General features: G+C 72.8%; 32 protein-coding genes. 17 read left to right on the top strand and 15 right to left on the bottom strand.

Annotated features, from left to right (window positions below):
• The first annotated feature begins 3 nt into the window (after positions 1-3).
• The 4 genes from ACFT5B_RS00475 to ACFT5B_RS00460 all read left to right on the top strand — a co-directional run bounded on the left by ACFT5B_RS00475 (position 4) and on the right by ACFT5B_RS00460 (position 3283).
• Positions 4-846, top strand: a complete 843-nt coding sequence (locus tag ACFT5B_RS00475; protein WP_386796008.1) for an endo alpha-1,4 polygalactosaminidase — start codon at positions 4-6, stop codon at positions 844-846.
• Positions 847-924: 78 nt separating this feature from the next.
• Positions 925-1524 carry an RNA polymerase sigma factor gene (locus ACFT5B_RS00470; RefSeq protein WP_386796007.1) on the top strand — a complete coding sequence of 200 codons (600 nt, stop codon included), beginning with the start codon at positions 925-927 and terminating at the stop codon, positions 1522-1524.
• On the top strand, positions 1521-2714 hold the full coding sequence (locus ACFT5B_RS00465; RefSeq protein ID WP_386796006.1) for a hypothetical protein: 1194 nt from the start codon (positions 1521-1523) through the stop codon (positions 2712-2714). Before ACFT5B_RS00470 ends, ACFT5B_RS00465 begins: the two co-directional genes overlap by 4 nt.
• 44 nt (positions 2715-2758) lie before the next feature.
• Entirely contained in the window at positions 2759-3283 is a 525-nt protein-coding gene (locus ACFT5B_RS00460) for an AAA family ATPase (RefSeq protein WP_386796005.1), read from the top strand.
• On the opposite strand, the gene ACFT5B_RS00455 is transcribed toward ACFT5B_RS00460, so the two are convergent.
• Both ACFT5B_RS00455 and ACFT5B_RS00450 read right to left on the bottom strand, forming a co-directional pair.
• Positions 3256-3960 carry a VIT1/CCC1 transporter family protein gene (locus ACFT5B_RS00455; protein WP_386796004.1) on the bottom strand — a complete coding sequence of 235 codons (705 nt, stop codon included), beginning with the start codon at positions 3958-3960 and terminating at the stop codon, positions 3256-3258. The two genes, ACFT5B_RS00460 and ACFT5B_RS00455, sit on opposite strands and share 28 nt — an antisense overlap.
• A 7-nt stretch (positions 3961-3967) precedes the next feature.
• Entirely contained in the window at positions 3968-4729 is a 762-nt protein-coding gene (locus ACFT5B_RS00450; RefSeq protein WP_386796003.1) for an SDR family oxidoreductase, read from the bottom strand.
• A gap of 149 nt (positions 4730-4878) precedes the next feature.
• Between ACFT5B_RS00450 and ACFT5B_RS00445 the strand changes: the two genes are divergently transcribed.
• Positions 4879-5694, top strand: coding sequence for an alpha/beta hydrolase (locus ACFT5B_RS00445; protein WP_386796002.1), 816 nt, complete (start codon positions 4879-4881; stop codon positions 5692-5694).
• A gap of 23 nt (positions 5695-5717) precedes the next feature.
• Here ACFT5B_RS00445 and ACFT5B_RS00440 read toward each other — a convergent pair whose 3' ends face one another.
• Entirely contained in the window at positions 5718-6089 is a 372-nt protein-coding gene (locus ACFT5B_RS00440; protein WP_386796001.1) for a MerR family transcriptional regulator, read from the bottom strand.
• 80 nt (positions 6090-6169) lie between these two features.
• Here ACFT5B_RS00440 and ACFT5B_RS00435 point away from each other — a divergent pair, with 80 nt between their 5' ends.
• Together ACFT5B_RS00435 and ACFT5B_RS00430 are read left to right on the top strand one after the other, a co-directional pair.
• A complete protein-coding gene (locus ACFT5B_RS00435) occupies positions 6170-7741 on the top strand; it encodes a SulP family inorganic anion transporter (RefSeq protein WP_386796000.1) in 1572 nt (523 codons plus the stop codon).
• 67 nt (positions 7742-7808) lie between these two features.
• Positions 7809-8129, top strand: coding sequence for a hypothetical protein (locus ACFT5B_RS00430; RefSeq protein ID WP_386795999.1), 321 nt, complete (start codon positions 7809-7811; stop codon positions 8127-8129).
• A 16-nt stretch (positions 8130-8145) separates the two neighbouring features.
• On the opposite strand, the gene ACFT5B_RS00425 is transcribed toward ACFT5B_RS00430, so the two are convergent.
• The 5 genes from ACFT5B_RS00425 to ACFT5B_RS00405 all read right to left on the bottom strand — a co-directional run bounded on the left by ACFT5B_RS00425 (position 8146) and on the right by ACFT5B_RS00405 (position 11769).
• Positions 8146-8694: a TetR/AcrR family transcriptional regulator gene (locus ACFT5B_RS00425; protein ID WP_386795998.1), complete on the bottom strand. Its 549-nt coding sequence runs from the start codon at positions 8692-8694 to the stop codon at positions 8146-8148.
• Complete coding sequence (locus ACFT5B_RS00420) at positions 8691-9278, bottom strand: sugar O-acetyltransferase (RefSeq protein ID WP_386795997.1); 588 nt, start codon at positions 9276-9278, stop codon at positions 8691-8693. Before ACFT5B_RS00420 ends, ACFT5B_RS00425 begins: the two co-directional genes overlap by 4 nt.
• A 36-nt stretch (positions 9279-9314) precedes the next feature.
• On the bottom strand, positions 9315-9770 hold the full coding sequence (locus tag ACFT5B_RS00415) for a DUF2000 family protein (protein WP_386795996.1): 456 nt from the start codon (positions 9768-9770) through the stop codon (positions 9315-9317).
• Positions 9771-9852: 82 nt separating this feature from the next.
• Positions 9853-10656, bottom strand: a complete 804-nt coding sequence (locus ACFT5B_RS00410) for an AraC family transcriptional regulator (protein ID WP_386795995.1) — start codon at positions 10654-10656, stop codon at positions 9853-9855.
• 12 nt (positions 10657-10668) lie between these two features.
• Positions 10669-11769, bottom strand: a complete 1101-nt coding sequence (locus ACFT5B_RS00405; RefSeq protein WP_386795994.1) for a LacI family DNA-binding transcriptional regulator — start codon at positions 11767-11769, stop codon at positions 10669-10671.
• Between the two features lie 196 nt (positions 11770-11965).
• Here ACFT5B_RS00405 and ACFT5B_RS00400 point away from each other — a divergent pair, with 196 nt between their 5' ends.
• The 4 genes from ACFT5B_RS00400 to ACFT5B_RS00385 are packed head-to-tail and all read left to right on the top strand — an operon-like array spanning position 11966 to position 16102.
• Positions 11966-13183, top strand: coding sequence for an ABC transporter substrate-binding protein (locus ACFT5B_RS00400; RefSeq protein WP_386795993.1), 1218 nt, complete (start codon positions 11966-11968; stop codon positions 13181-13183).
• Positions 13184-13212: 29 nt separating this feature from the next.
• Positions 13213-14310 carry an ABC transporter ATP-binding protein gene (locus ACFT5B_RS00395; protein WP_386795992.1) on the top strand — a complete coding sequence of 366 codons (1098 nt, stop codon included), beginning with the start codon at positions 13213-13215 and terminating at the stop codon, positions 14308-14310.
• Complete coding sequence (locus ACFT5B_RS00390; RefSeq protein WP_386795991.1) at positions 14307-15230, top strand: ABC transporter permease; 924 nt, start codon at positions 14307-14309, stop codon at positions 15228-15230. The genes ACFT5B_RS00395 and ACFT5B_RS00390 overlap by 4 nt, the downstream gene beginning before the upstream one ends.
• Positions 15230-16102 carry an ABC transporter permease gene (locus ACFT5B_RS00385; RefSeq protein WP_386795990.1) on the top strand — a complete coding sequence of 291 codons (873 nt, stop codon included), beginning with the start codon at positions 15230-15232 and terminating at the stop codon, positions 16100-16102. The genes ACFT5B_RS00390 and ACFT5B_RS00385 overlap by 1 nt, the downstream gene beginning before the upstream one ends.
• A gap of 40 nt (positions 16103-16142) precedes the next feature.
• Here the strand turns inward: ACFT5B_RS00385 and ACFT5B_RS00380 are convergent, their stop codons facing one another.
• Together ACFT5B_RS00380 and ACFT5B_RS00375 are read right to left on the bottom strand one after the other, a co-directional pair.
• A complete protein-coding gene (locus ACFT5B_RS00380) occupies positions 16143-17417 on the bottom strand; it encodes an ATP-binding protein (RefSeq protein ID WP_386795989.1) in 1275 nt (424 codons plus the stop codon).
• Positions 17418-17494: 77 nt separating this feature from the next.
• Positions 17495-18325, bottom strand: coding sequence for a class I SAM-dependent methyltransferase (locus tag ACFT5B_RS00375; protein WP_386795988.1), 831 nt, complete (start codon positions 18323-18325; stop codon positions 17495-17497).
• A 93-nt stretch (positions 18326-18418) separates the two neighbouring features.
• Here ACFT5B_RS00375 and ACFT5B_RS00370 point away from each other — a divergent pair, with 93 nt between their 5' ends.
• Positions 18419-19024 (top strand): TetR/AcrR family transcriptional regulator, encoded by a 606-nt coding sequence (locus ACFT5B_RS00370; RefSeq protein ID WP_386795987.1) that lies wholly within the window; start codon positions 18419-18421, stop codon positions 19022-19024.
• Positions 19025-19030: 6 nt separating this feature from the next.
• Here the strand turns inward: ACFT5B_RS00370 and ACFT5B_RS00365 are convergent, their stop codons facing one another.
• The 3 genes from ACFT5B_RS00365 to ACFT5B_RS00355 all read right to left on the bottom strand — a co-directional run bounded on the left by ACFT5B_RS00365 (position 19031) and on the right by ACFT5B_RS00355 (position 20981).
• Positions 19031-19900 carry a sigma-70 family RNA polymerase sigma factor gene (locus ACFT5B_RS00365; protein ID WP_386795986.1) on the bottom strand — a complete coding sequence of 290 codons (870 nt, stop codon included), beginning with the start codon at positions 19898-19900 and terminating at the stop codon, positions 19031-19033.
• Between the two features lie 81 nt (positions 19901-19981).
• Positions 19982-20410, bottom strand: coding sequence for a hypothetical protein (locus ACFT5B_RS00360; protein ID WP_386795985.1), 429 nt, complete (start codon positions 20408-20410; stop codon positions 19982-19984).
• 196 nt (positions 20411-20606) lie between these two features.
• Complete coding sequence (locus tag ACFT5B_RS00355; protein ID WP_386795984.1) at positions 20607-20981, bottom strand: DoxX family protein; 375 nt, start codon at positions 20979-20981, stop codon at positions 20607-20609.
• A gap of 23 nt (positions 20982-21004) precedes the next feature.
• Between ACFT5B_RS00355 and ACFT5B_RS00350 the strand changes: the two genes are divergently transcribed.
• The gene (locus ACFT5B_RS00350) at positions 21005-21445 is read left to right on the top strand and encodes a winged helix-turn-helix transcriptional regulator (RefSeq protein ID WP_386795983.1); all 441 of its coding nucleotides are present in this window, start codon (positions 21005-21007) and stop codon (positions 21443-21445) included.
• Here ACFT5B_RS00350 and ACFT5B_RS00345 read toward each other — a convergent pair.
• Positions 21366-21797, bottom strand: coding sequence for a DUF2809 domain-containing protein (locus ACFT5B_RS00345; RefSeq protein ID WP_386795982.1), 432 nt, complete (start codon positions 21795-21797; stop codon positions 21366-21368). The genes ACFT5B_RS00350 and ACFT5B_RS00345 overlap by 80 nt on opposite strands.
• 33 nt (positions 21798-21830) lie before the next feature.
• Between ACFT5B_RS00345 and ACFT5B_RS00340 the strand changes: the two genes are divergently transcribed.
• Positions 21831-22787 (top strand): phosphotransferase family protein, encoded by a 957-nt coding sequence (locus ACFT5B_RS00340; protein ID WP_386795981.1) that lies wholly within the window; start codon positions 21831-21833, stop codon positions 22785-22787.
• A gap of 64 nt (positions 22788-22851) precedes the next feature.
• Positions 22852-23229, top strand: coding sequence for a DUF2255 family protein (locus ACFT5B_RS00335; protein ID WP_386795980.1), 378 nt, complete (start codon positions 22852-22854; stop codon positions 23227-23229).
• Positions 23230-23278: 49 nt separating this feature from the next.
• On the opposite strand, the gene ACFT5B_RS00330 is transcribed toward ACFT5B_RS00335, so the two are convergent.
• Positions 23279-23641 (bottom strand): VOC family protein, encoded by a 363-nt coding sequence (locus ACFT5B_RS00330; protein ID WP_386795979.1) that lies wholly within the window; start codon positions 23639-23641, stop codon positions 23279-23281.
• A gap of 137 nt (positions 23642-23778) precedes the next feature.
• Between ACFT5B_RS00330 and ACFT5B_RS00325 the strand changes: the two genes are divergently transcribed.
• Positions 23779-24345 (top strand): RNA polymerase sigma factor, encoded by a 567-nt coding sequence (locus tag ACFT5B_RS00325; protein ID WP_386795978.1) that lies wholly within the window; start codon positions 23779-23781, stop codon positions 24343-24345.
• A complete protein-coding gene (locus ACFT5B_RS00320; protein ID WP_386795977.1) occupies positions 24342-25511 on the top strand; it encodes a hypothetical protein in 1170 nt (389 codons plus the stop codon). Before ACFT5B_RS00325 ends, ACFT5B_RS00320 begins: the two co-directional genes overlap by 4 nt.
• The last annotated feature ends 105 nt before the right edge of the window (positions 25512-25616 follow it).

Here is a 25616-nt window from a genome sequence, read left to right as displayed (position 1 = left end):
GTGATGCGTCACGGGATCGCCGCGTTCGTCGTCACGGCTGCGCTGGCGCTCGGCGGGTGCGGGACGGTGGCGGACCGAGCGCCCTCGACGCCGGCGATCGCCCTCCCTCCGACGTCCGGCGTGTTCGACTACCAGCTCGGCGGCACGTCCCCGACGGTGACGGTCGACGGGTCGACGACGCGGGTCGACGTCGTGGAGCGGGACGCGACGGCCCGCCCGCTGACCGGTGCGTACAACGTCTGCTACGTCAACGGCTTCCAGACGCAGCCCGACGAACGTGCCCAGTGGCAGGCCCACCCGGACCTGCTGCTGCACCGGGACGACGGTTCGCTGGTCGTCGACCCGGACTGGCCCGGCGAGTACGTCCTCGACCCGTCCACCGCCGCCCAGCGGCGGGGGATCCTCGCGATCCTCGGTCCCGTCGTGCGCGGTTGCGCGGCCGACGGGTTCGACGCCGTCGAGCTCGACAACCTCGACACCTGGACGCGGTTCGACGCCGTGGACGAGGCGGGCGCGCTGGCGCTCGCGCGGGCTTACGCCGACCTGGCGCACGGGGCCGGCCTGGCCGTCGCGCAGAAGAACGCGGCGGAGCTCGCCCCAGCCGCGCGCCGGCTCGGGTTCGACTTCGCCGTCACCGAGGAGTGCGCCGCGTACGACGAGTGCGACGCGTACACCGCGGTATACGGCAGGCATGTCCTGGAGATCGAGTATCCCGACTCGCTCCACGATGCCGGGCTCACGTTCGCCGACGTCTGCAGGTCGACCGACCGGGCCCCGCTGACCATCCTGCGGGACCGCGAGCTCGTCGCACCCGGCGAGCCGGGGTACCGGTACGACGCCTGCTGACTGCAGCACATTCGAGCGCGTCCGCACAAGGTCCCGGGCGCGCGGTAAGTTCCGGCGCGTGTCCGGGCACTACCAGGTATGAGCGACTCCCCAGGGGCCGGTGTGCCCCCGCCCGAACGACCGGCCGGCAGCGACGCGGAGGCGCGGGTCGTCGCGTGGTGGCACGCCCACGCTCCGCGCGTCCAGGCCTACGCCCTCCGGCACGTCGACCCGCACACGGCGCAGGAAGTGCTCTCCGAGACCTTTCTCGTCGCGTGGAGGCGCAGCGCCGAGGTGCCCGACGACGTCGTCCCCTGGCTCCTCGGCGTCGCCCGGAACGTGATCCGTCACCAGTTCCGGACGGCGAAGCGCGCCGTCGCGCTCGAGCAGCGGCTCGGCCGCGTGGCGGACCGACAGGTCAGCCCCGGCGCGGACGTCACCCTGACGGAGCGCGAGCACATGGTCCTCGCGCTCGCGCAGCTCTCCGAGAAGCATCGCGAGGCGCTGCTGCTCGTCGCCTGGGACGGCCTGAGCCGCCACCAGGCCGCGGCAGCCGCCGGGTGCCGCGTCGGGACGTTCGACGTCCGGCTGACCCGTGCCCGGCACCGCCTCGCCCAGCTCCTCGACGGCGACCCCGACCCTGTCCCCGCGCCGGCGGCGTCCACGATCTCCCCTGTCTCCCCCGGAGGTGCCCGATGACTCCCGAGCCGCTCGAGCGCATCGCTGCGCTCGCTCCCCGACCTTCCGTCGACCCCGACGGGCTCGCCGCCGCCTTCGCAGCGTTCGAGCGCGGGCTCCGCACGACCCCAGAGGTCGCGGGTCGGCGTCGGAGGTCCACGAAGACCCGGCACGTCCGCCGCGTGGCGCTCGCGGGTGCGGTCGCCGTCGCGCTCACCGGCGGTGCGATCGTCCTGCCCCCGCACCTGCACGCGTTCTGGCCGGGCTCCCGGACCGCCGGCGATCCGTTCGCGCCGACCGGCCCGCTCTCGTCGGGCCTGCTCCCGGCGGCCGCAGCCGCGGACGGGAGGTGCGCGTCGCCCGTCGTCGAGGACATGGACGCGGTCAAGGTCCCGCGCGAGGCGTGGGCGACCAGCCCGATCAGCTCGGCGCTCGGCCTGCTCGACGTCGACGTCGCACCCGACTACGTCGGCGCCTACGAGTCGCCGCGCCGGTGCCCGACGGCCGTCGCCAACGCCGTCGTGTACGACAGCTCGAGGACCACGGGCGTCAACGTGTACCGGGACGTCGCGGCGGACGACGAGCTCCGGGGGATCGAGACCGACGACCACGCGGTCAGGTTCTCCGTCCGGGGGGCCTCGGCCTCCGCGCTGTCCTGGAAGAACGGCGACCGCCCTCGGCAGCGGATCACCTGGGTCGACGACACGGGGATCCGGTGGTTCGCGGTCGCGGACGGACTGCCGCAGGCCACGACGGTGCGGCTCTTGGACGCGCTCCGGTTCGACGACGGCGGCGCCCTGGAGACGTCGAGCGTCCCGAAGGGCTATCGGTCCGCTCCGACGACGGACCCGGCCGTCGGGACGAAGCCCTCGTACCAGTGGGAGGTGCAGTACGACGGGGGAGGGAGCACCTCTGTCACCCAGGGCACCGGCATGTACGAGGTGCCGAGCCCGAAGTACCGGTACCTCTCGGTGACGACTCCGGCGATCGAGCCGATCGAGGCGCGGATCGCGTCGCGCGGCAACGCTCTCGTCGACTTCGACGGCACGCTTGCGGCGTGGTCGCCGTCCGGCGAGGGCGGTGCCCGTCTCACGTGGATCCAGGACGGCGCCGTCTACCAGCTGGCCGCTCCCGTGAAGTCCCTCGACGCGATGCTCGCGCTCGCCCGCACCGTCGAGCACGTGCACGCGGACGACCCGCGGCTGCACTGACGCCCGTGGCGGAAGCGCGCGGCCGGGTACGGGACGATGGGGCGGTGACCGCCACCGTCGTCCCGTCCTCGGCCGAGCCGCCGCGCGTCGTCCTCGTGTGCGGACCGGCGGGGGCGGGGAAGTCCACCCATGCGCTGCGACTCGAGGGCGACGGCTACGTGCGCCTGTCGTTCGACGAGGAGGCGTGGCGGCTCGGGCACCGCGACCACCCGCTCCCGCCGGACGTCACCGCGGTGGTCCACGCCGACCTGCAGCGCCGGCTCGTGGAGCACGTGCGTGCGGGCGACGACGTCGTCGTCGACACGTCGTTCTGGTCGCGGGCGCAGCGCGACGCGTATCGCGCGGTGCTCGCGCCCTGCGGCGTCGCGCCCGTCGTGCACTACCTGAGCACGCCGCGCGCCGTCGTGCTGTCGCGGCTCGAGGGCCGGCGGCACACGTCGGGGAACGACGTCGTCGTCTCGCGCGCGCAGGCGCTCTCGTACCTGGACGGATTCGAGGTCCCGACGCCGGACGAGGGGCCGCTGGTCGTCGTCGACGGGACTCAGAGCAGGAAGTGGCCGGCGACGTAGCCGACGACGACGGTCCCCACACCGACGGTGAGGGCCCGCGCGACGACGCGGCCGAACGACAGGTGCCCGGACCGCCAGGCCACCAGCGACGTGAGGGCGAGCGACAGCACGACGGCGCCGACGATCGCCCACGCCTCGAGGGTGACGGGCACGAGGAGCGTCACGAGCAGCGGGACGACCGCACCCACGAGGAACGACACGGCCGCGAGCGCGCCGGCGCGCACGGTCGAGGCCCGGGTGGGGATGGCGTCGATCCCGTGCTCGGACTCGAGCTGGGCGGCGAGGGCGTCCTTGGCGCTGAGCTGGCCCGCGACCTCGAGCGCGAGGTCCGGGGTGAGGCCCTTGCCCTCCCAGTAGGCGGCGAGCTCGGCGATCTCGTCGTCGGGGTTGGCGGCGAGCTGGGCGGCCTCCTCCGCGGCGAGCACGAGCTCGGCGTCGCGCTCGGCGGCCTCCTCTGCCCACCGCGCGCCGCCGATGCTGAGGGAGCCGGCGATGGTCGCGGCGGACGCGGCGAGCACGAGCACCGAGTCCGACGCCCCGGCGCCTGCGAAGCCCTCCAGCAGACCGGCCGTCGCGACGATGCCGTCGTTCGCGTCGACGACGAACGCCCGCAGGACCGGCGCGTCCGCGTACCAGGCGGGCTTCGGCGCCGGCCGGTCGGTGCCCGTCTCGTCCACGCGTGGGTCACATGGTCTGGCGCAGCCCGCCGTCGATGACGACGTCCGCGCCGGTGAGGTTCGCGAACCTCGGGCTCGCGAGGACCGCCGCGAGGTCGGCGACCTCGCCCGGCTGCGTGAAGCGCCCGGTGACCATCGACTGCTCGGCGCCGCGGCGGACGTCGTCGGCGGTGGCGCCCGTGGCCGCGGACACGGTGTCGGCGACGCCGCCGTGGCCGAGCCACAGGTCGGTGGCGACGGGGCCGGGACTGATCGAGTTGACCCGGATCCCCGCGGGCCCGAGCTCCTTGGACAGCGACTTCGTCCAGCTCAGCAGGGCGGCTTTGGCCGCGCTGTAGTCCATGACGAGGGGGTCGGCGAGCATCGCGTTCTCGCTGACCACGTTGACGATCGCCGCCCTGGACGGCATCCGCCCGACGAGCGCGCGCGTCACCCGGACGGCGGCGAGGAGGTTGAGGTCGAGGGTCTGCTGCCAGGCGTCGTCGTCGATGCTGGCGAACCCGCCGGGGCGGGGCGGCGCGGACCCCACGTTGTTGACGAGGACGTCGAGGCGCTCGCCGACGGCGTCCACGAGCACCAGCGGGCCGTCGGCGGTGGACAGGTCGGCCGGCACGAACCGCACGTCGCCGGACGGCGGGTCGTCAGGGGCGTGCCGCGCGACGGCGACCACCCGCATCCCCTCCTCGAGCAGACGTCGGACGATCGCGAGCCCGATGCCGCGACTCGCCCCGGTCACGAGTGCCGTTCTGCCGTGCAGATCGAGGTCCATGGCATGACGCTAGAGCCGGACGAAAGACGGCGCCTCACGTGGCCCCCGACCGAGCGATCGGCGGTCGTCCTCGACACGGGCCGCGCCACGTGGAGCGGCACCGCTCGGGCACGCATCCATCTCTGCCTGTCTGCACTCGAGGAGTCCTCATGACCGCGTCACCCACCCCTGTCGTCTTCGTCCACGGCCTCTGGCTGTCCGCGTCGTCGTGGCAGCCCTGGCTGGACTTGTTCGCCGAGCACGGCTTCGCGCCCGTCGCCCCGCCCTGGCCGGGCGAGCCGCCGTCGGTCGAGGAGGCGCGCGCGAACCCCGAGTCGGCCGCGGGCTTCGGGATCGAGGAGGTCACCCGCCACTACGCGGACATCATCGACGGCCTCGAGACGAAGCCGATCCTCGTCGGCCACTCGTTCGGCGGCATGATCACCGAGAAGCTCCTCGGCGAGAACCGCGGCATCGCGGGCGTCGCGATCGACGCCGCGCAGATCAAGGGCGTCCTGCCGGTGCCGTTGTCGTCGCTGCGCGCCACCCTGCCGGTCTTCAAGAACTTCGCCAACGAGAAGCGCGCGGTCTCTCTGACCGCGGACCAGTTCCGCTACTCCTTCGGCAACGCGCTCGACCCCGCGGAGTCCGACGCCCTCTTCGAGGCGTGGACCATCCCGTCGCCCGGCAAACCGCTGTTCGAGGCGGCGAGCGCGAACTTCTCGCCCCACTCGCCGGCCAAGGTCGCCACGGACAACAGCGAGCGAGGCCCGCTGCTCCTCATCACGGGCGGCAAGGACCACACGGTCCCCGGGTCGATCACGCGGTCGACGCTCAAGCAGTACCGGGGCTCGTCGGCGGTCACGGAGCTCGTCGAGTTCCCCGACCGGGGACACTCGCTCACGATCGACAGCGGCTGGCGCGAGGTCGCGGACAGCGTCCTGAGCTGGATCGAGGCCCGGGTGGGAGCCCCCGCCACCGCGTGAAACGGGGAGCGGTGCCGCCGTCGTCAGAGCGTCGCGAGGCGCTCGATGAGCTCGTCTGCCATGGCGAGCTTGCGCGCGAGGTCGGCGCGCCGCTCCGTCGCCGACGCGACGTACTCCTGGAGCGTCGCCCGCAGGGACTCCTCGGCGTCGCCGGCCTCGAGCCGGTCGGTGACGTCGAGGAGCCCGGCCATCTCCTCGAGGCTGAAGCCGAGCGGCTTCATGCGCCGGATCAGCAGGAGCCGCTCGACGTCCCGCTCGGTGTAGAGGCGGAAGCCGCCCTCGGTGCGCGCCGACGGGCGCAGGAGCCCCACCTCGTCGTAGTGGCGCAGCGTGCGCAACGAGAGCCCGGTGCGCTCGGCCACCGTGCCGATGTGCATCGTCGTGGGGGAGTCCATGCCTGCCAGTCTCTCGTGCCGCCGGGGGTCCCCGGTGCCGCGGCCAACTCTACCCTCACGTTAGGGTAGAGTTGTGGCACGTGCCCACCCCCGTGAACGCCGCGCCCCAGCCCTCGGCCGCCGACGACGTCCCTTCCGTCCCGGCCGTCCCCGGGCCTCCCGAGGCGGACGTCGCGTGGTCCGTCCGCACCGCGCTGAGGTCGCCCCGCCGGCTCCGCACCGAGGTGCTGGCCGGTCTCGTCGTGGCGCTGGCGCTCATCCCCGAGGCGATCGCCTTCTCGATCGTGGCCGGCGTGGACCCGCGGGTCGGGCTGTTCGCGTCGTTCACGATGGCCGTGACGATCGCGTTCCTGGGCGGCCGGCCGGCCATGATCTCCGCGGCCACCGGCTCCGTCGCCCTCGTGATCGCCCCCGTCGTGCGCGAGCACGGCCTCGACTACCTCGTGGCGACCGTCATCCTCGCGGGCGTCATCCAGATCGTCCTGGCCCTCGTCGGGGCGGCGAAGCTCATGCGCTTCATCCCGCGATCCGTGATGGTCGGATTCGTCAACGCGCTCGCGATCCTCATCTTCCTCTCCCAGCTCACGCACCTCGTGCACGTGCCCTGGGCCGTGTACCCGATGGTCGTCGTCGGGATCGCGCTGATCGTGCTGATCCCGCGCTGGACCAAGGTCGTCCCGGCGCCGCTCGTGGCGATCGCGCTGCTCACGGTCGTGACGCTCGCGGCCTCGATCCACGTGCCCACGGTCGGCGACGAGGGCGCGCTGCCCGACTCGCTGCCGTCGTTCTTCGTGCCGCACGTGCCGCTCACGTTCGAGACGCTGCGGATCATCGGCCCGTACGCCGTCGCGATGGCGCTCGTCGCGCTGCTCGAGTCGCTGCTGACCGCGAAGCTCGTCGACGACGTCACCGACACCCACTCCGACAAGACGCGCGAGTCGTGGGGCCAGGGCGTGGCGAACGTCGTGACCGGGTTCTTCGGCGGCATGGGCGGCTGCGCGATGATCGGCCAGACCATGATCAACACCAAGGTCTCGGGCGCCCGGACGCGCATCTCGACGTTCCTCGCAGGCGTGTTCCTGCTGGTCCTGGTGGTGGGGCTCGGCGACGTGGTCGCGCGGATCCCGATGGCGGCGCTCGTCGCCGTCATGGTGATGGTGTCCGTCGGGACGTTCGACTGGCACTCGGTCAAGCCGTCCACGCTGCGCCGCATGCCCCGGTCCGAGACGCTCGTCATGGTCCTCACCGTCGCGGTCACGGTCGCGACGTCGAACCTCGCCTACGGCGTGATCGTCGGCGTGCTGACGGCGATGGTCCTGTTCGCGCGCCGGGTCGCGCACCTGACGGCGGTCACCCGCACCGACCACGGCGAGGACCCCGGCCGCCGCGACTACAAGGTCACGGGCGAGCTGTTCTTCGCGTCGTCGAACGACCTCGTGCACCAGTTCGACTACGACGCCGACCCCGCGCACGTCGTCGTCGACCTGTCCGACGCGCACGTGTGGGACGCGTCGACCGTCGCTACGCTCGACGCCGTCCGCACGAAGTACGAGGCCAAGGGCAAGACGCTCGAGATCGTCGGCATGAACGGCGACTCGGCGGCCCGGCACGAACGCCTGTCGGGTGCGCTGGCGGGCGCGGGCGAGGGATAGCGGCGAGCGTCGCGGGCTCGCGGCTCGGTTGCTCCGCCGGCCGAGCCGGGGCGGTACTGTGCGGCGCGTGACCTTCTACCCCGACGGCGAGGTGCGGATCCCGCACGAGACGACCGCATCGCAGGCTGCCCCGGACGACCCGGCGGCCGCGGCCCGACGGTTCTCGCGGGTCATGGTCCGCACGGCGCTCATCAACGCCGTGCTCCTCGCCGCAGCCGTGCTGCTCGCCTACGTCTTCCCTGTCAGCGACGACGAGAACGTCGCGCTGGGGATCGTGCTCGTGGCCGCGGTGCTGTCGGCGGCCCACCTGTCCGTCGTCGTCCTGAGCGAGACGCGACGGCGCGCGCGGGCTGCCCAGGCCGCCACCACGGGCCTGTACGCGTCCTGACCCGCCTTCTGTACAGCTATGGCCAGCCCGTGATGCGCCGGACGGCCTCGGTGGCGTCCGCGGCGTGGTCGGGGTCGGTGTCGAGCGCGCGGTGCATCGCGAGGCCCTCGACCAGCGCGTCGAGCATGCGCGTCGTCACGGGGTCGAAGTGACGCTCGAGCGCCCGCCTGCTCCGCGCCATCCAGGCGGTGGTGAGGTCCCGGAACGCCGGGTCGCGCGCCGCGAGCGTGTAGAGCTCGTGCGTGAGGACGAGGTCACGGTGGCCGCCGTCGCCGGTCACCAGCCCGACGACCGCGGCCCGGGCCTCGTCGCGGTTCGACGCCGCGGCCATCGCTGCCTCGAAGCCGTCGCTCTGCGCGGTAGCGAAGCGCGTGAACGCCTCGCGCAGGAGCTCGCCCATGCCGGCGAAGTGGTACGTCATCGAGCCCAGCGGGACGTCGGCCGCCGCGGCCACGGCGCGGTGCGAGGTCCCCGCGACCCCTGAGGTCGCGATCACGTCGAGGCACGCGTCGACGATGCGGTCGCGCCGGCCCGGGTCGGTGCGCCGCGCCCGCGGCGGGGTCACGGCTCAAGCTCGCGCACGACGCGCGCCGGGTTGCCGACCGCGACGACGTTCGCCGGGACGTCCCGCGTGACGACGGCCCCCGCCCCGATCACCGAGTTCTCGCCGATGGTGACGCCCGGGCAGACGATCACCCCGCCGCCGAGCCAGACGTTGTCGCCGATCGTGATGGGCTGCGCGGCCTCGAGCTTGTCGCGGCGCGGCTGCGGCTCGACCGGGTGGGTCGGGGTCAGGAGCTGGACGTTGGGGCCGATCTGGCAGTCCTCGCCGATGGTGATGGCTGCGACGTCGAGCGCGGTGAGGTTGTAGTTCACGAACGTCCGGGCGCCGACGTGCAGGTTCTCGCCGTAGTCGACGAAGAGCGGGGGTTTGATGAACGCGCCCTCGCCCAGCGACCCGACGAGCTCCTCGAGGACGGGCCGCGCGGCGTCGGGGTCGTCCACGAACGTGCGCGCGTAGACGTCGGCGAGCCGCACGCCGCGGTGGGCGAGCCGCTCGTTCTCGGGGTCGTCAGCGATGTAGAGGTCGCCCGCGAGCATGCGCTCCCGGTGGGTGCGGGGGTCGCCCGTGAAGTAGTCGGTCGTCATGTGTACGATCGTACACATCGGGCTGCAGCGACGAGCTCACGGATGCAGACGGGCGCCCTTGAGGACCTTGTCGACCGCGTTCCTGGGTCCGTGCACGCCGAGCCCGACGAGGTCGAGCGCGGCCCCCGGCACCGCCTCCACCACGGCACGGTTCGCGGCGTCGTGCCCGGTGGTGAACATCTCCCGCGTGTAGACGGCGACGGCCAGACCCCGCCCGGTGGCCCGGGCGCGCGCCCCCGCGAGGACCGCCGCCGGAGCCTCGAACACGAGCACCGGGAGGCCGAGCAGGCTGAGGTAGCGGCCGCCGTCGGCATCGGCGTACGGGGCACCGACGAGCTCCGGGTTCGCGGCCGTGATCCCGCTCGCGAGGAACGCGGTCACGTTGAGCCGCTGCCACGCCTCGAGGTCGTCGCGGACGACGAGCGCGATCTTGGTCGCGAACGGGGGAGTGAGCAGGTCCTCGCGCGGAGTGACGTCGAGCTGCAGGTCCATACCGACGATCCTTCGTCTCGACGCGGCGTCACGTCTTGTACGCCGTTGATCCGGTCGCCCGGCCCCCGGCCGCGGCCCGGCGTCAGCGCTCTGCGCGCCGTCCGGCCTGGAACCTCCCAGGCGTCGTCGCGAGGAACCGGCGGAAGTGCCGGGTCAGGTGCGCCTGGTCGTAGAAGCCTGCAGCGGTCGCGACCTGGACGGCCGGCTCGCCGTCGAGCAGCCGGTGCCGGGCGAGGTCGAGGCGCCGCCCGAGGACGTACTGGTGCGGAGGGAGCCCGTAGCTGCGCGTGAACGACCGCACGAGATGCGCCGTCGTCACTCCGAGCGCCTCCGCGACGGCCGCGACGCCGCCGATCCCGACGGGATCGTCGTCGAGCAGCTCGCGTGCGCGGCGCGCGACGACGGCGGGCACGGGCTGCGCCGGGAGGTCGGGGCGCCCCGCGAGGTGCCACGTCAGCCGCTCGACGACGAGCGCGAGCCGCGACTCCGCCTCCAGGTCGTCGTCCCGGACGAGCGCCCGGTCGAGCCGGGACACCTGCTCGCGGAGCGTGGCGTCCGGGACGAGGGGGGCGTCGACCGCCGCGCCGACGAGCCGGCCTGCCAACGCGCCCTGCTCGAGGTACACGACGCGTTTGCGGAACCCCGCCGACGTCGCCGGGCGCCCGTCGTGGACGACGCCGGGCGGCAGGATCGTCACGCCCGACCGCGGCGCGGCGTGCCCGTGGCGGTCGAGCTCGTAGCCGATGAGCCCGTGGTCGACGACGAGCAGCGTCCACGTGTCGTGCGTGTGCGACGGGTAGGCGTGGTCACGCCAGGCGGCGTGCAGCACCTCGGCGACCCCGGGGACCCGAGGCCGCCACGCCTGCACGTGGTCGCCGGCTGCCACCCACCCAGTGTCTCAGGACGACGTGAGCCGGGCGGGTGCCGTCGTCGACGGGACCACCTCGGCCCGGGAGGCGGGGGCCGCGACGCTCGCCGCCGGGCGACGCCGGTGGCGACGCGCGGACCGCGGCCGCCGCTCGCCGGTGGACGCGCGGACCACGAGCCGCGTCGGGAGCGTGACCGGGGTGTGCACGTTCGCGGGCGCCCCGCCGATCGCCGCGATGAGGTTCCTGACGGCGACCGAGCCCATCGTCCGCAGCGGCGCGGCGACGGTCGTGAGACCCGGGGTGACGAGGCTCGCTGCGAACACGTTGTCGAAGCCGACGACGCTCACGTCCTGCGGGACACGCACTCCGGCCCGGAGCGCGCCCCGCAGGAAACCAATGGCCATGAGGTCGTTGTAGGCGATCACGGCGCGAGTGGGGCTGTGCCGGAACTCGGTCGCCGCGGCGACGCCGCCCGCGACGGTGGGTGAGCGGGGCGCGAGGTGCTGCACGTGCAGGCCCCGCTCGGTCGCGAGCGACAGCAGGGTCCGCCAGCGCATCCCGTCGGCCCACGCCGCCTCGGGTCCGCTCAGGTAGGTGATCTGGTCGTGGCCCAGCTCCTGGAGGTGGTCGACGGCGTGCCGCATGGCCTGCGCGTGGTCGGCGACGACGCGCTGGACGTCGCTCACGTCGCGGTTGAGGACGATCGTCGGGCGCTGCTTGGCGATCTGGCGGATCGACGAGTTCGACATCCGCGAGCCGGCGAGCACGATCCCCTCGACCACGGGCAGCGCACGGTCCAGCTCGGCCCGCTCCAGGCGGTCGGACTCCTGCGCGTCGACGATGAGGCACGTGTACCCGCTCTCGGCGGCGGTGTTCTGCACGGCCCGGATGATCTCCGCGTAGTACGGGTTGGTGATGTCCGAGCTCGCGACCGCGAGCATCGAGGTCCGGCCCGTCGGGAGGGCGCTCGCGAGCGGGTTCGTGCGGTAGCCGAGCTCCTCGGCGACCGTCCGGATGCGCTCCGCGGTCGCCGCGTTGACCCGGCCCGGACGCGAGAACGCGCGCGACACCGTGGACGGCGCGACCCCCGCCGCGCGCGCGACGTCGTAGATGGTGGGCGAGCGCTCCATGGTGGTCCCCTTCGACCTGGCACCGGCGTCGTCGTCGGCACACGCACCGTAGGCGCCGAGGCAACACATGGCAACCGCTTGCCACCAGAACGGACAAACCGCTGTGATGACGGGGCTGGTCAGCGCCGACACAGTGACAACCGATCTCCGGATGCTGCCCACCGCAAAGACGCACCCACAGATCGGAAGAGACGACATGACACGCAGCAGGAAGGCTCGCGCGACGCTCGTCGCAGCGAGCGGTCTCACAGCCCTGGCACTCGCCCTCACGGCGTGCGGGGCGCCCAGCAGCGACACCAAGGACGCGAGCGCCACCTCGGTGCCGACGAAGCCGAAGTCGCCGGTGACCCTCAACATCCTCGACGTCGCGGGCAACCTCCAGCTCACCAAGGGCATGATCGAGAACTTCGTGAAGGCCAACCCGGACATCGTCAAGAAGGTCACCTACACGAGCGCCCCGGCGCCGGACATGGTCGGCAAGCTCAAGGCCCAGCAGCAGGGCGGCGGCAGCACCATCAGCCTCGTCCTCAGCGGCACGGACGGGCTGTCGGCGGGCATCAAGTCGGACGTCCTCGAGCAGCTCCTGCCCGCGTTCGACGACCGCTTCCCCGGTCTCATGGACAACTACCAGGAGCCGGCGGCCGCGATGCAGAAGCTGTCGAACGGGTACGGCGTCGAGGTTGTGTACTACCCGTCGGGCCCGCTGCTCGAGTACAACCCCGCCAAGGTCACCGACCCGCCCAAGACGCCCGCGGACCTGCTCGCGTGGGCCAAGGCGCACCCCGGCAAGTTCCAGTACGCCAACCCGGCCAACTCGGGCCCGGGGCGCACGTGGCTCATGGGGCTCCCGTACCTGCTCGGCGACACGGACCCCAAGGACCCCGACAAGGGCTGGGACAAGACGTGGTCGTTCCTCCAGGACCTCAACAAGTACGCGGCGAACTACCCGTCGGGCACGACCGAGACGATGAAGAACCTCGGTGACGGCACGGTCGACATGGTCATGTCGACGACCGGCTGGGACATCAACCCCCGCGTCCTCGGGACCGTGCCGAACACCATGAAGGTCGGAGCGTTCGACGGCATGCACTGGGTCAGCGACGCCCAGTACGCGCTCGTCCCCAAGGGCCTCGACGCCGACGTCGTGGCCGCGGACCTCGCGCTCGTCGAGTGGATGCTCAAGCCCGACCAGCAGGCCATCGCCTACGACGACGGCTACTTCTACCCCGGCCCGGCCGTCAAGGACGTCACGCTCTCGATGGCGCCGGAGAAGAGCCAGCAGGTCATCGAGCAGTACGGCCGGTCCGAGTACGACGACTGGATCTCGAAGTTCCCGACCGAGACGTCCCTGCCCGCCGACCAGCAGGTCGCCGCTTTCGACAAGTGGAACCGGCTCGTCGGCAGCACCCACTGAGCCGCCAGACCAGAGAAGGCAGACCACACATGAGCGAGCAGCACTTCGCGGAGCTGCGCCTGGACCGCGTCGGGCACTCCTACGGCAAGCACCACGCGCTGTCGGACCTGTCGCTGACGATCCGGGGGAACGAGTTCATCGCCCTCCTCGGCCCGTCCGGGTGCGGCAAGTCCACCGCGCTGAACTGCCTGGCGGGGCTCCTCCCGCTGACGCACGGCACGATCCACCTCGACGACCGCCGCGTCGACACCCTCCAGCCGGAGGAGCGGGGCTTCGGCATGGTGTTCCAGAACTACGCGCTGTTCCCGCACATGACGGTGCGCAAGAACATCGGCTTCGGGCTGAAGATGCGCAAGCTGCCCAAGGCCGACCTGGAGCGCCGGGTCGACGAGGCCGTGGCGACGGTGCAGCTCGCCGAGCACCAGCACAAGATGCCGGGCCAGCTGTCGGGCGGGCAGCAGCAGCGGGTCGCGATCGCGCGGGCGATCGCCCTGCAGCCGCCCCTCGTCCTCATGGACGAGCCGCTGTCCAACCTGGACGCCAAGCTGCGCCTCGAGATGCGGACGGAGATCCGGCGGCTCCACCAGGACCTCGGCCTCACGACCGTGTACGTGACGCACGACCAGGAGGAGGCCCTGTCGCTCGCCGACCGGCTCGTCGTCATGCGTGACGGCGTCATGCAGCAGGTCGGGACGCCGCCGGAGGTCTACGAGTCGCCGACGAACGCGTACGTCGCGGGGTTCATGGGCTACCGGAACCTCCTCGACCTGGCCGCCGTCAGCGCGGACGCGGACGGCGTCCGGGTCGACGGTCCCGACCTGAGCCTCACGGGGGCCAACCGCGACGGCGTCCGCGAGGGCGCCGTCGTGGCGGCGATCCGCCCCGAGGACTTCCGCGTCGGGGACGAGAGCGACAACGCGTTCGACGTCACCGTCGAGGTCGCCGAGTACCACGGGCGCGAGCTCGCGGTCGAAGGGGCGACGTCGACCGGGCGGAAGATCTTCTTCCGCACCCCCGAGCGGGTCGCGCCCGGCGACAAGGTCCGGATCGGCGTCCGGCCGGACCGGGTGCTCGTGTTCGCCGCGGCGCCCGAGCCGGTGCCCGCGCTCGACGAGGTGGGCGTGTGACCGCCGCCGACCCGGCCGCGGTCGCGGCGCCGTCGGCGGGGGAGAGGCCGTCGCTGCGGCACCGGCTCGCGGAGCGGGGCATCGACCGGACGCTGTGGCTCGTCGTGCCGGCGACGCTGTTCATCCTCGCGCTGTTCGTCTACCCGTTCCTCTACGGACTGCAGCTCTCGTTCACGCCGCAGGAGGGCGGCGGGGCGCTCGCGAACTACCGCGAGTTCTTCACCGACCCCTACCTGCGGGACACGATCTGGAAGACGCTCCGGCTCGGGCTCCCGGCGGCGATCCTCAACGTCGTCGTGTCCGTGCCGATCGCCTACGCGATGCGGGGCCGGTTCCGGGGCAAGCGCACCGTCACGACGCTCCTGGTGGTGCCGATCGCGCTCGGCACCGTCCTGACGGCGCAGGGCCTCCTCATGTACGCGGGGCCGACGGGGTGGCTCAACCAGGTGCTCATGAACCTGCACCTCGTGGACCACCCGGTCGCGCTGATCCACAACTACATCGGCGTGTTCCTGTCGCTGGTGATCACGGGCTTCCCGTTCGCGTTCCTGCTGACGCTGTCCTACATCTCGGGCATCGACCCGTCGCTCGAGCGGGCCGCGGCCACGCTCGGCGCGGGCGCCTGGCAGCGGTTCTCGAAGGTGACGCTCCCGCTGCTCATGCCGGGCCTGACGATGACGTTCATCCTGTCGTTCGTCCTGGCGTTCTCGGTGTTCCCGTCCGCGCAGCTCGTCGGCGACCCGACCGGGTCCACGCGCGTGATCTCCATCGCCGCGTACGAGGCGGCGTTCCAGCAGTTCGACTACTCGATGGGTTCCACGATCGCGATGATCATGGCCGCCGTCATGCTCGTGGTCATCGGCCTCGTGCTGGCCTGGCGGAGCATGTTCTACCGCGGCGCGACGGGAGGGAAGGGCTGATGAGCGCAGTCGCAGCCGAGAAGCGGACCGGGCGCACCGGGGACCCGGAGCGCCGTCGTCGCCCGTGGTGGACGGCGGTCCTGTGGGTCGTCGTCGGGTTCTTCTTCCTCAACCTCGTCGCGCTCGTCGCGTCGGTCGTCGTCGACTCGTTCGGCACCAAGTGGTTCGGCACGTGGCTGCCCGAGGGCTTCACGCTGCACTGGTACACCGACGCGTGGAGCCAGTTCGGGCTGTCGTCGGTGCTCCTCGTGACGATCGAGGTCGCCGTCGCGGTGATCGTCCTGTCGGTGCTGATCGGGGTGCCCGCGTCGTACGCGCTGGCGCGACGGACGTTCCCGGGCAAGCGGCTCCTCATGGTGCTGTTCGTCCTGCCGATCCTCGTGCCGCCCATCACCTACGGCATCCCGCTGGCCACCCTGCTCTACAAGCTGCACCTCGCGGGCACGCTCTCGGGCGTGATCGTGGCGAACCTCGTGCCGTCGGTGCCGTTCGTGATCCTCACGATGACGCCGTTCATCGAGCAGATCGACCCGAAGATCGAGGCCGCGGCCCGGATGTGCGGCGCCAAGACGACGGCGGTGTTCACGCGGATCCTGACGCCGCTCCTGGTCCCGGGCATCCTCGCGGCGAGCATCCTCGTGCTCGTCCGGACGGTCGGGATGTTCGAGCTGACGTTCCTCACCGCGGGTCCGACGAGCACCACGCTCGTCGTGACGCTCTACAACGCGGTCTTCGCGGCGGGGATCCGGGCCAACCAGTCCGTCGACGCGATGGCGACCATCTACACGGGATCGATGCTCGTTCTGCTGATCGTCGCGCTGCGGTTCGTCAACCCGACCCAGCTCGTCACCCGGGTGGGCGACAACGACTGACGGCTCACGGAGGCTGCGTTGCTCGGCTCATCCTGTGTGTTCACGGGCCGAGCAGCGCCGCCGGGACGACGGCGACGCCGTCCCGCCGGCGGTAGGCATGACTTCCTGTGGTCACCACGATCGCGTCGGCGAGATCGTCGCCCAGCTGATCGCGGAGCCACAGGAGGTGCCTGACGTCGTGGTCGTCGACCGCGGCAGCGAGCTTGACCTCGATCGCCACCACACGCCGTCCACGCTCGACGATCAGGTCGACCTCATGGCGTCCGTCCTGTTGACGCAGGTGTCCCACGCGCGAGCCCGTCGTCGCGGCGTAAGCCAGGACGGACTGCGCGACGAGGTGCTCGAACAGCGGACCGAGCATCGAGCCGCTTCGTGGGTCGAGCCGGCCGGTGTCCCTTCCTGCACGCACGTCGTCGCGGTGGAGCCCGAGGAGGCGGACCGCGAGGGCCGGGTCGGCGAGGAAGTGCTTGGGTGCTTGCGTCAACCGCTTGAGCGGGTTGTACACAGGGATCCATGGCTCGACCGGATCGAGCACGAAGGTTCGGGTGAGCACGTCGCGATAGACCACGGTGGTGTCGCGCGCCGGCTTGGTCGAAACTCCCGCGGTTGCCGCATCGAGTATGCGCGAGTAAGTGGCGGTGCTGGCGGTCGCGGCCGCGTACGCGGTCAGCCAAGCGCGGAGCGAGCCTGGTCGACGGACGCTCGTGCCCTGCTCGACGAACTCCTTCTCGACGGTGTGGGAGAGGTAGCCGTCGAGCCATGCATCGCGCGCTTCGTCTGTCAGATCGCGTACGCCAGGAAAACCGGACGTGAAGATCTCGTCGACGTAGCGGTCGAGGTCGACGTCGGTCTCGGCCTGGATCGCAGTCGTGCCGTCCGACGCGAAGAGGTCGGAGATTCCGATAGCGGGGTCCGCAAGGCCGCGCTCCACGATGGAGAGGGGGCGCATCCGCAGCGTGACGATCCGCCCTGCGCCTGAGTGGATCCGGGCGCCCGGCGGTGCCGTCGACCCTGCCAGGATGAAGGAACCGGCGGGAGCGCCGTCGTCGACCGCACGGCGAACCTGGTCCCAGCAGGGGGGATAGAGCTGCCACTCGTCGAGCAGGGTGGTGCCGCGTGGCGAAAGGTCGAAAGCGCCCGCTGCGAATGCGTCCCGTTCTTGCGCGACGTCGAACCGTACGGTCCGATCTGAGCGGCGCCGCGCTGTCACGGTCTTGCCGACTCCCTTGGCGCCCTGGATCGCGATTGCGGGTAGCCCCGTCAGGAGCGAGTCGAGTGCGACGTCCGAGAGGCGATGGACGTATGCGCTGGCCATCGGCTTAGCCTACATCTCACACATCATCTAGTCGACATCTCACACATCATCTAGTCGACATCTCACACACCGTGGGGTCACCGTCGGGCCCGTCGGGCGGTCACGGCGAGGGTCGTGAAGGGGATGGTGAAGCTGCCGCCGTGGGCGTCGATCGCGGCGCCGACGGCGTCCAGCACGTCCGCGAGCCGGTCGGGATCCAGGCGGGTCAGGCCGCCGGTCGTGGGCAGCAGCTCGAGCCACGCGTCGCGCGTGTACGTGCGCTCGACGACGAACCGCCAGTGCTCGGGCGCCTCGAACAGCCCCGTCCCGCGGACCGTCTCCGCGACGGCCGCGTACCCCGCCTGGTACGCCTCGACCGGCCTCCGGCCCGACCCGCCCGCGAAGGGCGACTCGGGCACCGCCCGACGGAAGGCCTCCGCGAAGGCGTGCGCGACGTCGTCGGGCGGCTCGAAGACGTGACCGAAGACGGCCAGCCGGCCCCCGGGGCGCAGGACGCTCGCGGCCTTGGCGGTGCCGACGGCCGGGTCGACCCAGTGCCACGACTGTGCGGCGACGACGGCGTCGAACGAGCGCCCGGCGGGCTCCCACGCCTCGAAGGTTGCGACGTCGACGGGCAGGCCGCGCTCGCGGGCGAACGCGGCCATGCGGGCGTCGGGCTCGACGCCCAGGACCGTGCAGCCGGCCGCCTGGAGCTGGCGCGCGGCGATGCCGGTGCCGCTGCCGACGTCGAGCACGTCGCGCGCGGGCCCCTCGGGCGGCACCCCGACCACGGCCGCGATCAGGGCCTCCGGGTAGGGCGGGCGCGCCCGGTCGTAGCGCTCGGCGTCGGTGCCGAAGGACTCCGCCATCGCGCGCTGACCGTGGATCGGGGCGGGCGGGCGACCGGGCTGCGCGGTGGGTGACGCCATGGCGACACGGTAGTGGGCGTTTGCCCACTCCTGCAACGGCAGGCCACGCAGGTGACAGACTGCGACCAGGTCACGACGACGGGAGGAGGACCGATGCCCACCGGCGTGCGCCTGAGCGACCCCCGCCAGCAGCTCTTCGACGCCGCCGAGCGCATCCTCCTCCGCGACGGGCCGTCCGCCCTGACGAGCCGAGCCGTCACCGACGAGGCCGGATGCGCCAAGGGCGTGCTGCACCGGCACTTCGACGACTTCGACGGCTTCCTCGTGGCGCTCGTCCTCGACCAGGAGGCGCGGCTGCAGCGCGACGCCGAGGTCCTGCGCGCGTCCGTCGGGACGGGGGCGGTCGTCGACAACCTCGCGGCCGCACTGGTCACGCTGTTCGGGCCCGTGCCGCTCGCGATCGTCCCGCTCGTGACCTTCCGCGACGAGCTGCGCGCGCGCCTGCGGGCCGCGGTGCCCGGCGGCGGCGTCGCGATCCTCGCGCCCGTGGCCGGCGCCGTCGCCGCCTATCTCGTGGGCGAGCGCGACCTGGGGCGGGTCGCGCCCGGAGCCGACGTCGACACGCTCACGCTGGCCCTCGTCGGCGGCGGGCACCTGCTGTTCGCGAGCGCGTCCGGCGGTCCCGACGACGGCGCCCCCGACCTCGAGCGCGTGCGACGCCTGGTCGCGACGGCGCTCGCGGACGTCCTGCCCCGCTGAGCCGGCTCAGGCGTCCCCCGCAGGCAGGTCGATGGACTCGAGCACCTTCGGGTCCATGAACGAGACGATCTCGGTGATCCGGTCCCCGACGACGGTGCACGTCATGAGGGCCAGAGGCCGGCCCGTCGGGCCCCAGGCCAGGAGGCCGGGCGTGCCGTCGACGAGCACGCGTCGTGCCGTGAAGCGGGCGTCTGCCCCGCGTCGCGCCTGGGCGGCGAGCGCCTCGGCGCCGACCTTCACGATCGTGCCGTGGCTCGTGTGGCGCGTCCACCTCAGGTCGGGGTCGAGCACCCGCAGCAGCGCGTCGAAGTCGCCGGCGCGCGACGCCGCGAGGAACGCGTCCACGACCTCCCGCTGCCGACGCCGGTCCGCGGGCTGCGGGGTGCCCTGCACCTTGCGTCGCGCGCGGCTGGCGAGCATCTTCGTCGCGTCGGTCGACCGGTCGACGACCGGGGCGATCTCGTCGAACGGGACTCCGAACAGGTCGTGCAGGACGAACGCCAGGCGCTCGTCGGGGCGGAGCGTGTCGAGGACGACGAGCAACGCCAGCCCCACCGAGTCGGCGAGCACCGCGCCCTCCTCGGGCCCGTCCACGTCCTCGGTCACCACGGGCTCCGGCAGCTCGCCGGCGGCCGACTCCGGGTGGGTCCGCCGGGTCCGCAGCGTGTCGATGCAGATCCGGCCGACGACGGTCGTCAACCAGCCCGCGAGGTTGTCGATGCCGTCGGCGTCCTGACGGCTGAGCCGCAGCCACGCCTCCTGGACCGCGTCCTCGGCGTCGGCGTGGGAGCCGAGCATCCGGTACGCGACCGCCACCAGCCTGCCCCGCTGCTCCTCGAACGCCTCCGCGACCGTGTCCGTGCCGGTGTCCCTCACGCCGTTACCTTCTCCCATCCGGTGCCGTCGTGGGGGATGACGGGCCCGGGGGAGTCGAGGTAACCGACGGGGGGAGCGTCCTCACGCGGCCTGGAGCGGCCGGGCGAACGACTTGCGCAGCGACGACGGCGCCACGAGCGGGAGCAGCGCGGCCAGGAGCATGCGCTTGGTCCCCTGGGGCGTGCGCGTGAGCTCGACGTCGACCCGGGTGCCGCCCTCGACCGCGGAGAGCTGGAACACCCAGCCGCCCCCGGGGCCGAAGACCTTCGAGTCGTGCGTCGTGATCTCGACGCGGCCCTTCTCGGTGTCCCACTCGTAGCGGGCCCGCTCCCAGGCGGACGCCGTCCCCTCGGTGACCTCGGCCCAGTCGGCGCCGATCGCGTGGACCTCGAAGTGCTCGGCGTCGATGGTGGGCCACGCGTCGGGGCGGGCGCTGCTGAAGTCGGTGAGGATCTCCATCACCTCGGGGGCGCTGAGCGACGAGACGAGGTGGAAACGGACGGTGGTCATGGCGGGCTCCTCAGGTGCGGCCGGGCGGTTCCCGGCGGTGGTTCCACCCTCGCGGTGACGTGCCCCCGGTCGCGCCCGTGCCCCACCCTGGCCGACCCCCGGGGGCGAGCCCGTGGTCACCCGGCGGGACGGTCGCCGCACCACCCCGCCGTCGGAGAGCTCACGGCGTCGCGCGGCGGTCGACGCCGCAGCCGGGTCACCAGATCGTCGCGAGCCAGACCTCGACGGCGGCCAGCACCAGGAGCGCGAGGTTCAGGCCGATCTGCCTGGTCTCGCCGCGCGCGAGGTGCAGCGCCGTCGCGAAGACCTGGAGCACGACGAGACCCACGGCCGCGACGACCGCCAGCGCGGGAGCGACCCCTGTCAGCGGCGGCAGCACGAGCCCGACGGCGCCGAGCACCTCGGCGGCCCCGATCAGTCGGACTGCCGGCATCGGGACGGTGTCGACCCACCCCATCATCGGCGCGAGCTGCTCCTTGCTGCGGACGAGCTTCAGCAGGCCGGAGTAGAGGTAGAACACGGCGAGCACGCCGGCCAGGACCCAGTACGCGATCTCCATCACGACCTCCACGGTTACTGTAGGTAAGCAAGCACATGATCGGTGACCGGCAGACGACCTACAAAAGGCACACCGGTGTGCCCGACGACGGGAGAGCGGTGGCCGGCTACGAGAAGACATGCCTGATCCGCGGGGACGGCGGTCGCGCGATCCGCCGCATCCTCGACCGCATCGGGGACAAGTGGAGCCTGCTCGTGGTCGCCACCCTCGACGGCGGCCGCCTGCGGTTCACCGAGCTGCAGCGCCGGATCCCGGGAGTCTCGCAGCGGATGCTCACCCTGACGCTCCGGCACCTCGAGCGCGACGGGCTGGTCTCGCGGACCGTCCACGCCGAGGTGCCACCGCGCGTCGACTACGAGCTGACCGCGCTCGGTCGGACCCTGATCGAGCCTGCCGTCACCCTCGCGGAGTGGGCAGTGCAGCACGACCCGGACGTCGAGCGGAACCAGGCGCGGTACGACGCGCGCGAGCCGTGACCGGCGCGCAGGCCAGCCCGCCGACGAGCGCGCCCACGGCGTAGCGGAGCAGGTCCGTCGCAGCGAACGTCGTGCCCAGCGCCAGGCGCACCGGCGGCCAGTGCGCGGCGAGCGTGGCCGGCACCCCCGTGAGCTGGAACAGCTCGACGAGCACGCACAAGCCGAACCCGACGGTGGCCGCGAGCCAGACCGGCGTCGTCGGGCGGACCAGCGCGACCAGCACGACGACGAGCGTCGCGTACAGCGCGTCGCCGGCCGGGCCGCCCAGCACGGACGGCAGGAGCGCGCGGGCGCCGAGCCCCGCGAGCACCACCGCGAGCGCGACGAGCAGGAGCACGAGGCGGGGACGCACCCGCCGACCCTAACCGGCCGATAGCGTGACCCCGTGCCTCCCACCACCGCGCCCGAGCAGGACGTCGAGGGCTTCGCGCGCCGCGTCGTCCGCGGGCTCGGGCTCGGTGACGGGACGGCCGTGGCGCTCGCGGGTGGCAACGAGAACCACGCGGTGCGGGTCCGGTCCGACGGCGCGGACGTCGTCGTGCGGTTCACGCGGGACGCCGCACGCCGGGGGGACGACCCGTTCGACGTCGAGGCCTGGTGCGCGGACGCCGCCGCACGCGTCGGGATCCGGACGGCGCCGGTCGTCGCGCGGACGCACGTCGACGGGGTGTCGGTGCTCGTCGTCGAGCACGTCGCCGGAGTGCCGACGGCCGCCGACGACCTGGCCGGGTGGCGCGCCGTCGGGACGGTCGCCGCGCAGCTCGCCCGGGTGCCGACGGACGACGCGCCGGACGGGATCTTCTCGCGGTTCGGGCGCGACCTGGACGCCTCGTGGGCCGCGCACCTCGCCTACAACCTCGGCGCGCTCGGCCCCGACGACCCGCTTCCCGGCCTCGGCGTCTACGACCCTGCAGACCGCGGCCGGTTGCGCGACGTCGTGGCGTCGGTCCACGACCTCGGCCTCCGGCAGGGGCTCGTCCACGGGGACCTGTGCCACCGCAACCTCGTGACCGCGCCCGACGGCGGGTACGTCGTCCTCGACTGGGGCTGCGCGCAGGCCGGTCCGACGCCCTGGGCCGACCTCGAGGTCGTCCGCCGCTGGCACGTGACGGACGACGAGGAGACGCCGGTGTCCGCGGTGGCGTGGGCCGAGGTCCTGAGCGCGGTCCTCGAGGAGACGGGCACCGCGCCCGACGAGGCGGCGCGGGCCGTCAGCTCGCTCGCGGTGCTCCACGCGCTCGACGTCGTCCGGTGGGCGCTCGACCGGAGGCCCGACCGGGTCGGGGAGCTCGCGGCGTCGTCCGCCGCGACCGTGCGGCGCGAGCTGCCGCTGCTCGGCTGAGATGCGCGGCCGGGGCCCGGCCGTGACGCTGGACGGGGACACCGACCGACGAGGGAGCGCCACGATGGCCTGGACGACCGACGAGCTGGACCGCATCGGAGCCGCAGAGGAGCTGGAGGTGTCGTCCTACCGCGCGGACGGCACGCTGCGGCCGTTCGTGACGATCTGGGTCGTGCGGTCCGGTGACGACCTGTTCGTGCGCTCCGCCTACGGTCCTCGCAACGGGTGGTTCCGCCGCGCGGAGGCGTCGGGGCGCGGCCGGGTGCGCGCCGGCGGCGTCGACAAGGACGTGACCTTCGAGCCCGCCGATGCCGCGCTCCACGACGCCGTCGACGCCGCTTACCACGCCAAGTACGACCGGCACGGGCCCGCGATCGTGGGGACCGTCGTCGGGCCGGACGTCACTGCCGTGACGCTCCGCCTGGTCCCCTCGGAGGGCTGACGCGCCGAAGTGCCGTCCCGCAGGTCGCGACGACAGCCGCGGCCGGAGGTCAGTCGCCGAGGACGCAGAACTCGTTGCCCTCGACGTCGGCCATGACGACGAAGGTCTTGTCGTCGCCCTGCCCGACGTCGACCCGCCGCGCCCCGAGGCCTTCGAGCCGGGCGACGTCGGCGGCCTGGTCGGTGGAGCCGAAGTCGAGGTGCAGCCGGTTCTTCACGGCCTTGCCCTCCGGGACCGGCTGGAAGACGAGGCTCGGCGGGCCGTAGACCGTCTCGCCCTCCTGCGGGTAGATCACCGCCTCGCCGCGCTCGCCGGACTCGCGCCCCGACCAGCCGAGCGCCTGGCCCCAGAAGTCCGCGACCGTCGCCGGGTCCGCGCTGTCGAACACCGCACCGCTGAACGTGAGTGTCATGCCCTCACGGTCCCAGGTCTGTCAAGGGTTCGCACGCGGCCGGTTGCGTTCCACCTGTCATCCTGAGGCCTCCTGCCGGACATACCTGTACGGGGGCACCGAACGCGGCGCCCGCCCTCGACAGGACGGAGCGAGACATGAAGTCACCACCGCTCGACCAGGCGAACGAACGGCTCGACGCGCTGTACCGGGCCCACGCGCGGGCCGTCTACCGGTGCGCGCGGGCACGGTTCGGGCCCGACGACGCCGAGGACGTCGTGTGCGAGGTGTTCGTGGTCGCGTGGCGGCGGATCGGCGAGATCCCCGAGTACGAGCTCGGCTGGCTGCTGCGGGTGACGCGGAACGTCATGGCGAACCACCTGCGGGCGGGCTCCCGGCGTGCGGCGCTCACCCAGCGGGTCGCGGGCCTCGGCGAGGGGACGCTGCCCGACCACGCGGGCGACGTCGTCGGGCGGGACGCCGTGGAGCGGGTGCTGGGCCGGCTGCCGGAACGGGACCAGGAGGTCCTGCGGCTGCTGGTCCTGGAGGACCTGTCGATCCCCGAGCTGGCGACCGCTCTGGGCTGCCGCCCGAACACGGCGTCGGCCCGGGTCAGGCGCGCGAAGGCCAGGCTGGCCCGCGTCTACGAGGAGGAAGGGCGCCCGGTGGCGCCGCAGCAGACCTCGGGGGCCCTGAGCCCCCGTGAAGAAGGAGCGACAGCATGAGCGACCCTATCGAGCGGCTGCGGAAGGACGCGAGCCGCATGCCCGGTGCCGAGCAGGACGGGCTCGACCTCGACGGCCTCCTGGGTCGGATCCACGGGAACACGGACGGCAAGGCACCGGGCGGGCTCACCCGGCAGCGGCGGGTCCAAGTCGGCGCCTGGGGTGTCGCGGGCATCGGTGCGGTCGCCGCCGCGGGACTCGTCGTCTCCGGCGTCCTCACTCCGGACGGCGGCACCTCGCCTGAGGCCGCGCCTCACGTGCCCGCGACGACGACGCCCCACGCGGCGGCGTCCGCCGCGACACCGCAGGGGGGTGTCACCGCGGAGACCGTCGTCTACGTGAAGAAGGCGAGGAGCGCGGTGGCGCGGCTCGCGCTCAAGGACATGATCGTGTCGTCCGAGGAGACGGACGGGATCAAGCACCCGGACGACGCGAAGATGGACACGACGAGCACGCGGGAGGTCCTCGCCGGCGACGGCTCGGCGAGCCGTTGGACGGACGTCAAGGAGCTCGACGGGCAGGTCGGGACCGACATGACCGGCGACCAGGAGGTCAAGAAGGCGATCCCGGGTGCCGAGGACGGGCGGATGACGTACTGGTACGTCAGCCCCCGCAAGGGCGTCTACGCCGAGTTCCCGTGGTCCGTCGGCGACGGGGACCCGTCGGTCCCGGACCAGATCAAGGACTACGTCGCGACGGTGAGCCGGACACTCGAGACTGTGGAGGAGATGGCTGCCCTCAAGGGCGTGACGAGCTCCCCCGTGACGACGACGACGATCGACGGCAAGGAGGCCGTGTGCCTCCGGATGAAGGGCGACGGCGTCACGTCGGTCGGGTGGGGCGCCACCAAGGGCAAGGGCGGCTCGACGGCCGAGCAGGCGGTGAAGAGCTACCAGAAGGCCCTCAAGGCGATGGGCAAGAACGTGCGGACCGACGTCGTCGACTGGTCGTCGCGCACCTGCTTCGACCCGGAGACGCAGCTCCCGGTGCTGCACACGTACAGCACGCACTACCAGCTCGCAGAGCTCAAGACGCCGAGCTACAGCACGCACACCACCCGGTACGCGTGGCTGCCGCGGAACGCGAGCACGGAGAAGCTCGTCGCCCCCGACCTCGAGGGCCTGCAGCAGGTGAGCCGGGACCGGTACTTCCAGCTCACCAAGTGACCTGACCACACGAACGCGGGGCGTCCGGGAGCACCGGGCGCCTCGCGTTCCTGCGCCCGGCGACGGCCGGGCGAACTTTTCTGTGCGCCGCCTGTCATCCTGGCG

Source organism: Luteimicrobium sp. NPDC057192, from assembly GCF_042670205.1.
Taxonomy (GTDB): domain Bacteria; phylum Actinomycetota; class Actinomycetes; order Actinomycetales; family Cellulomonadaceae; genus Luteimicrobium.
Note: the sequence above shows the minus strand (reverse complement) of the source record. Positions and strands in the feature narration are given on the sequence as shown.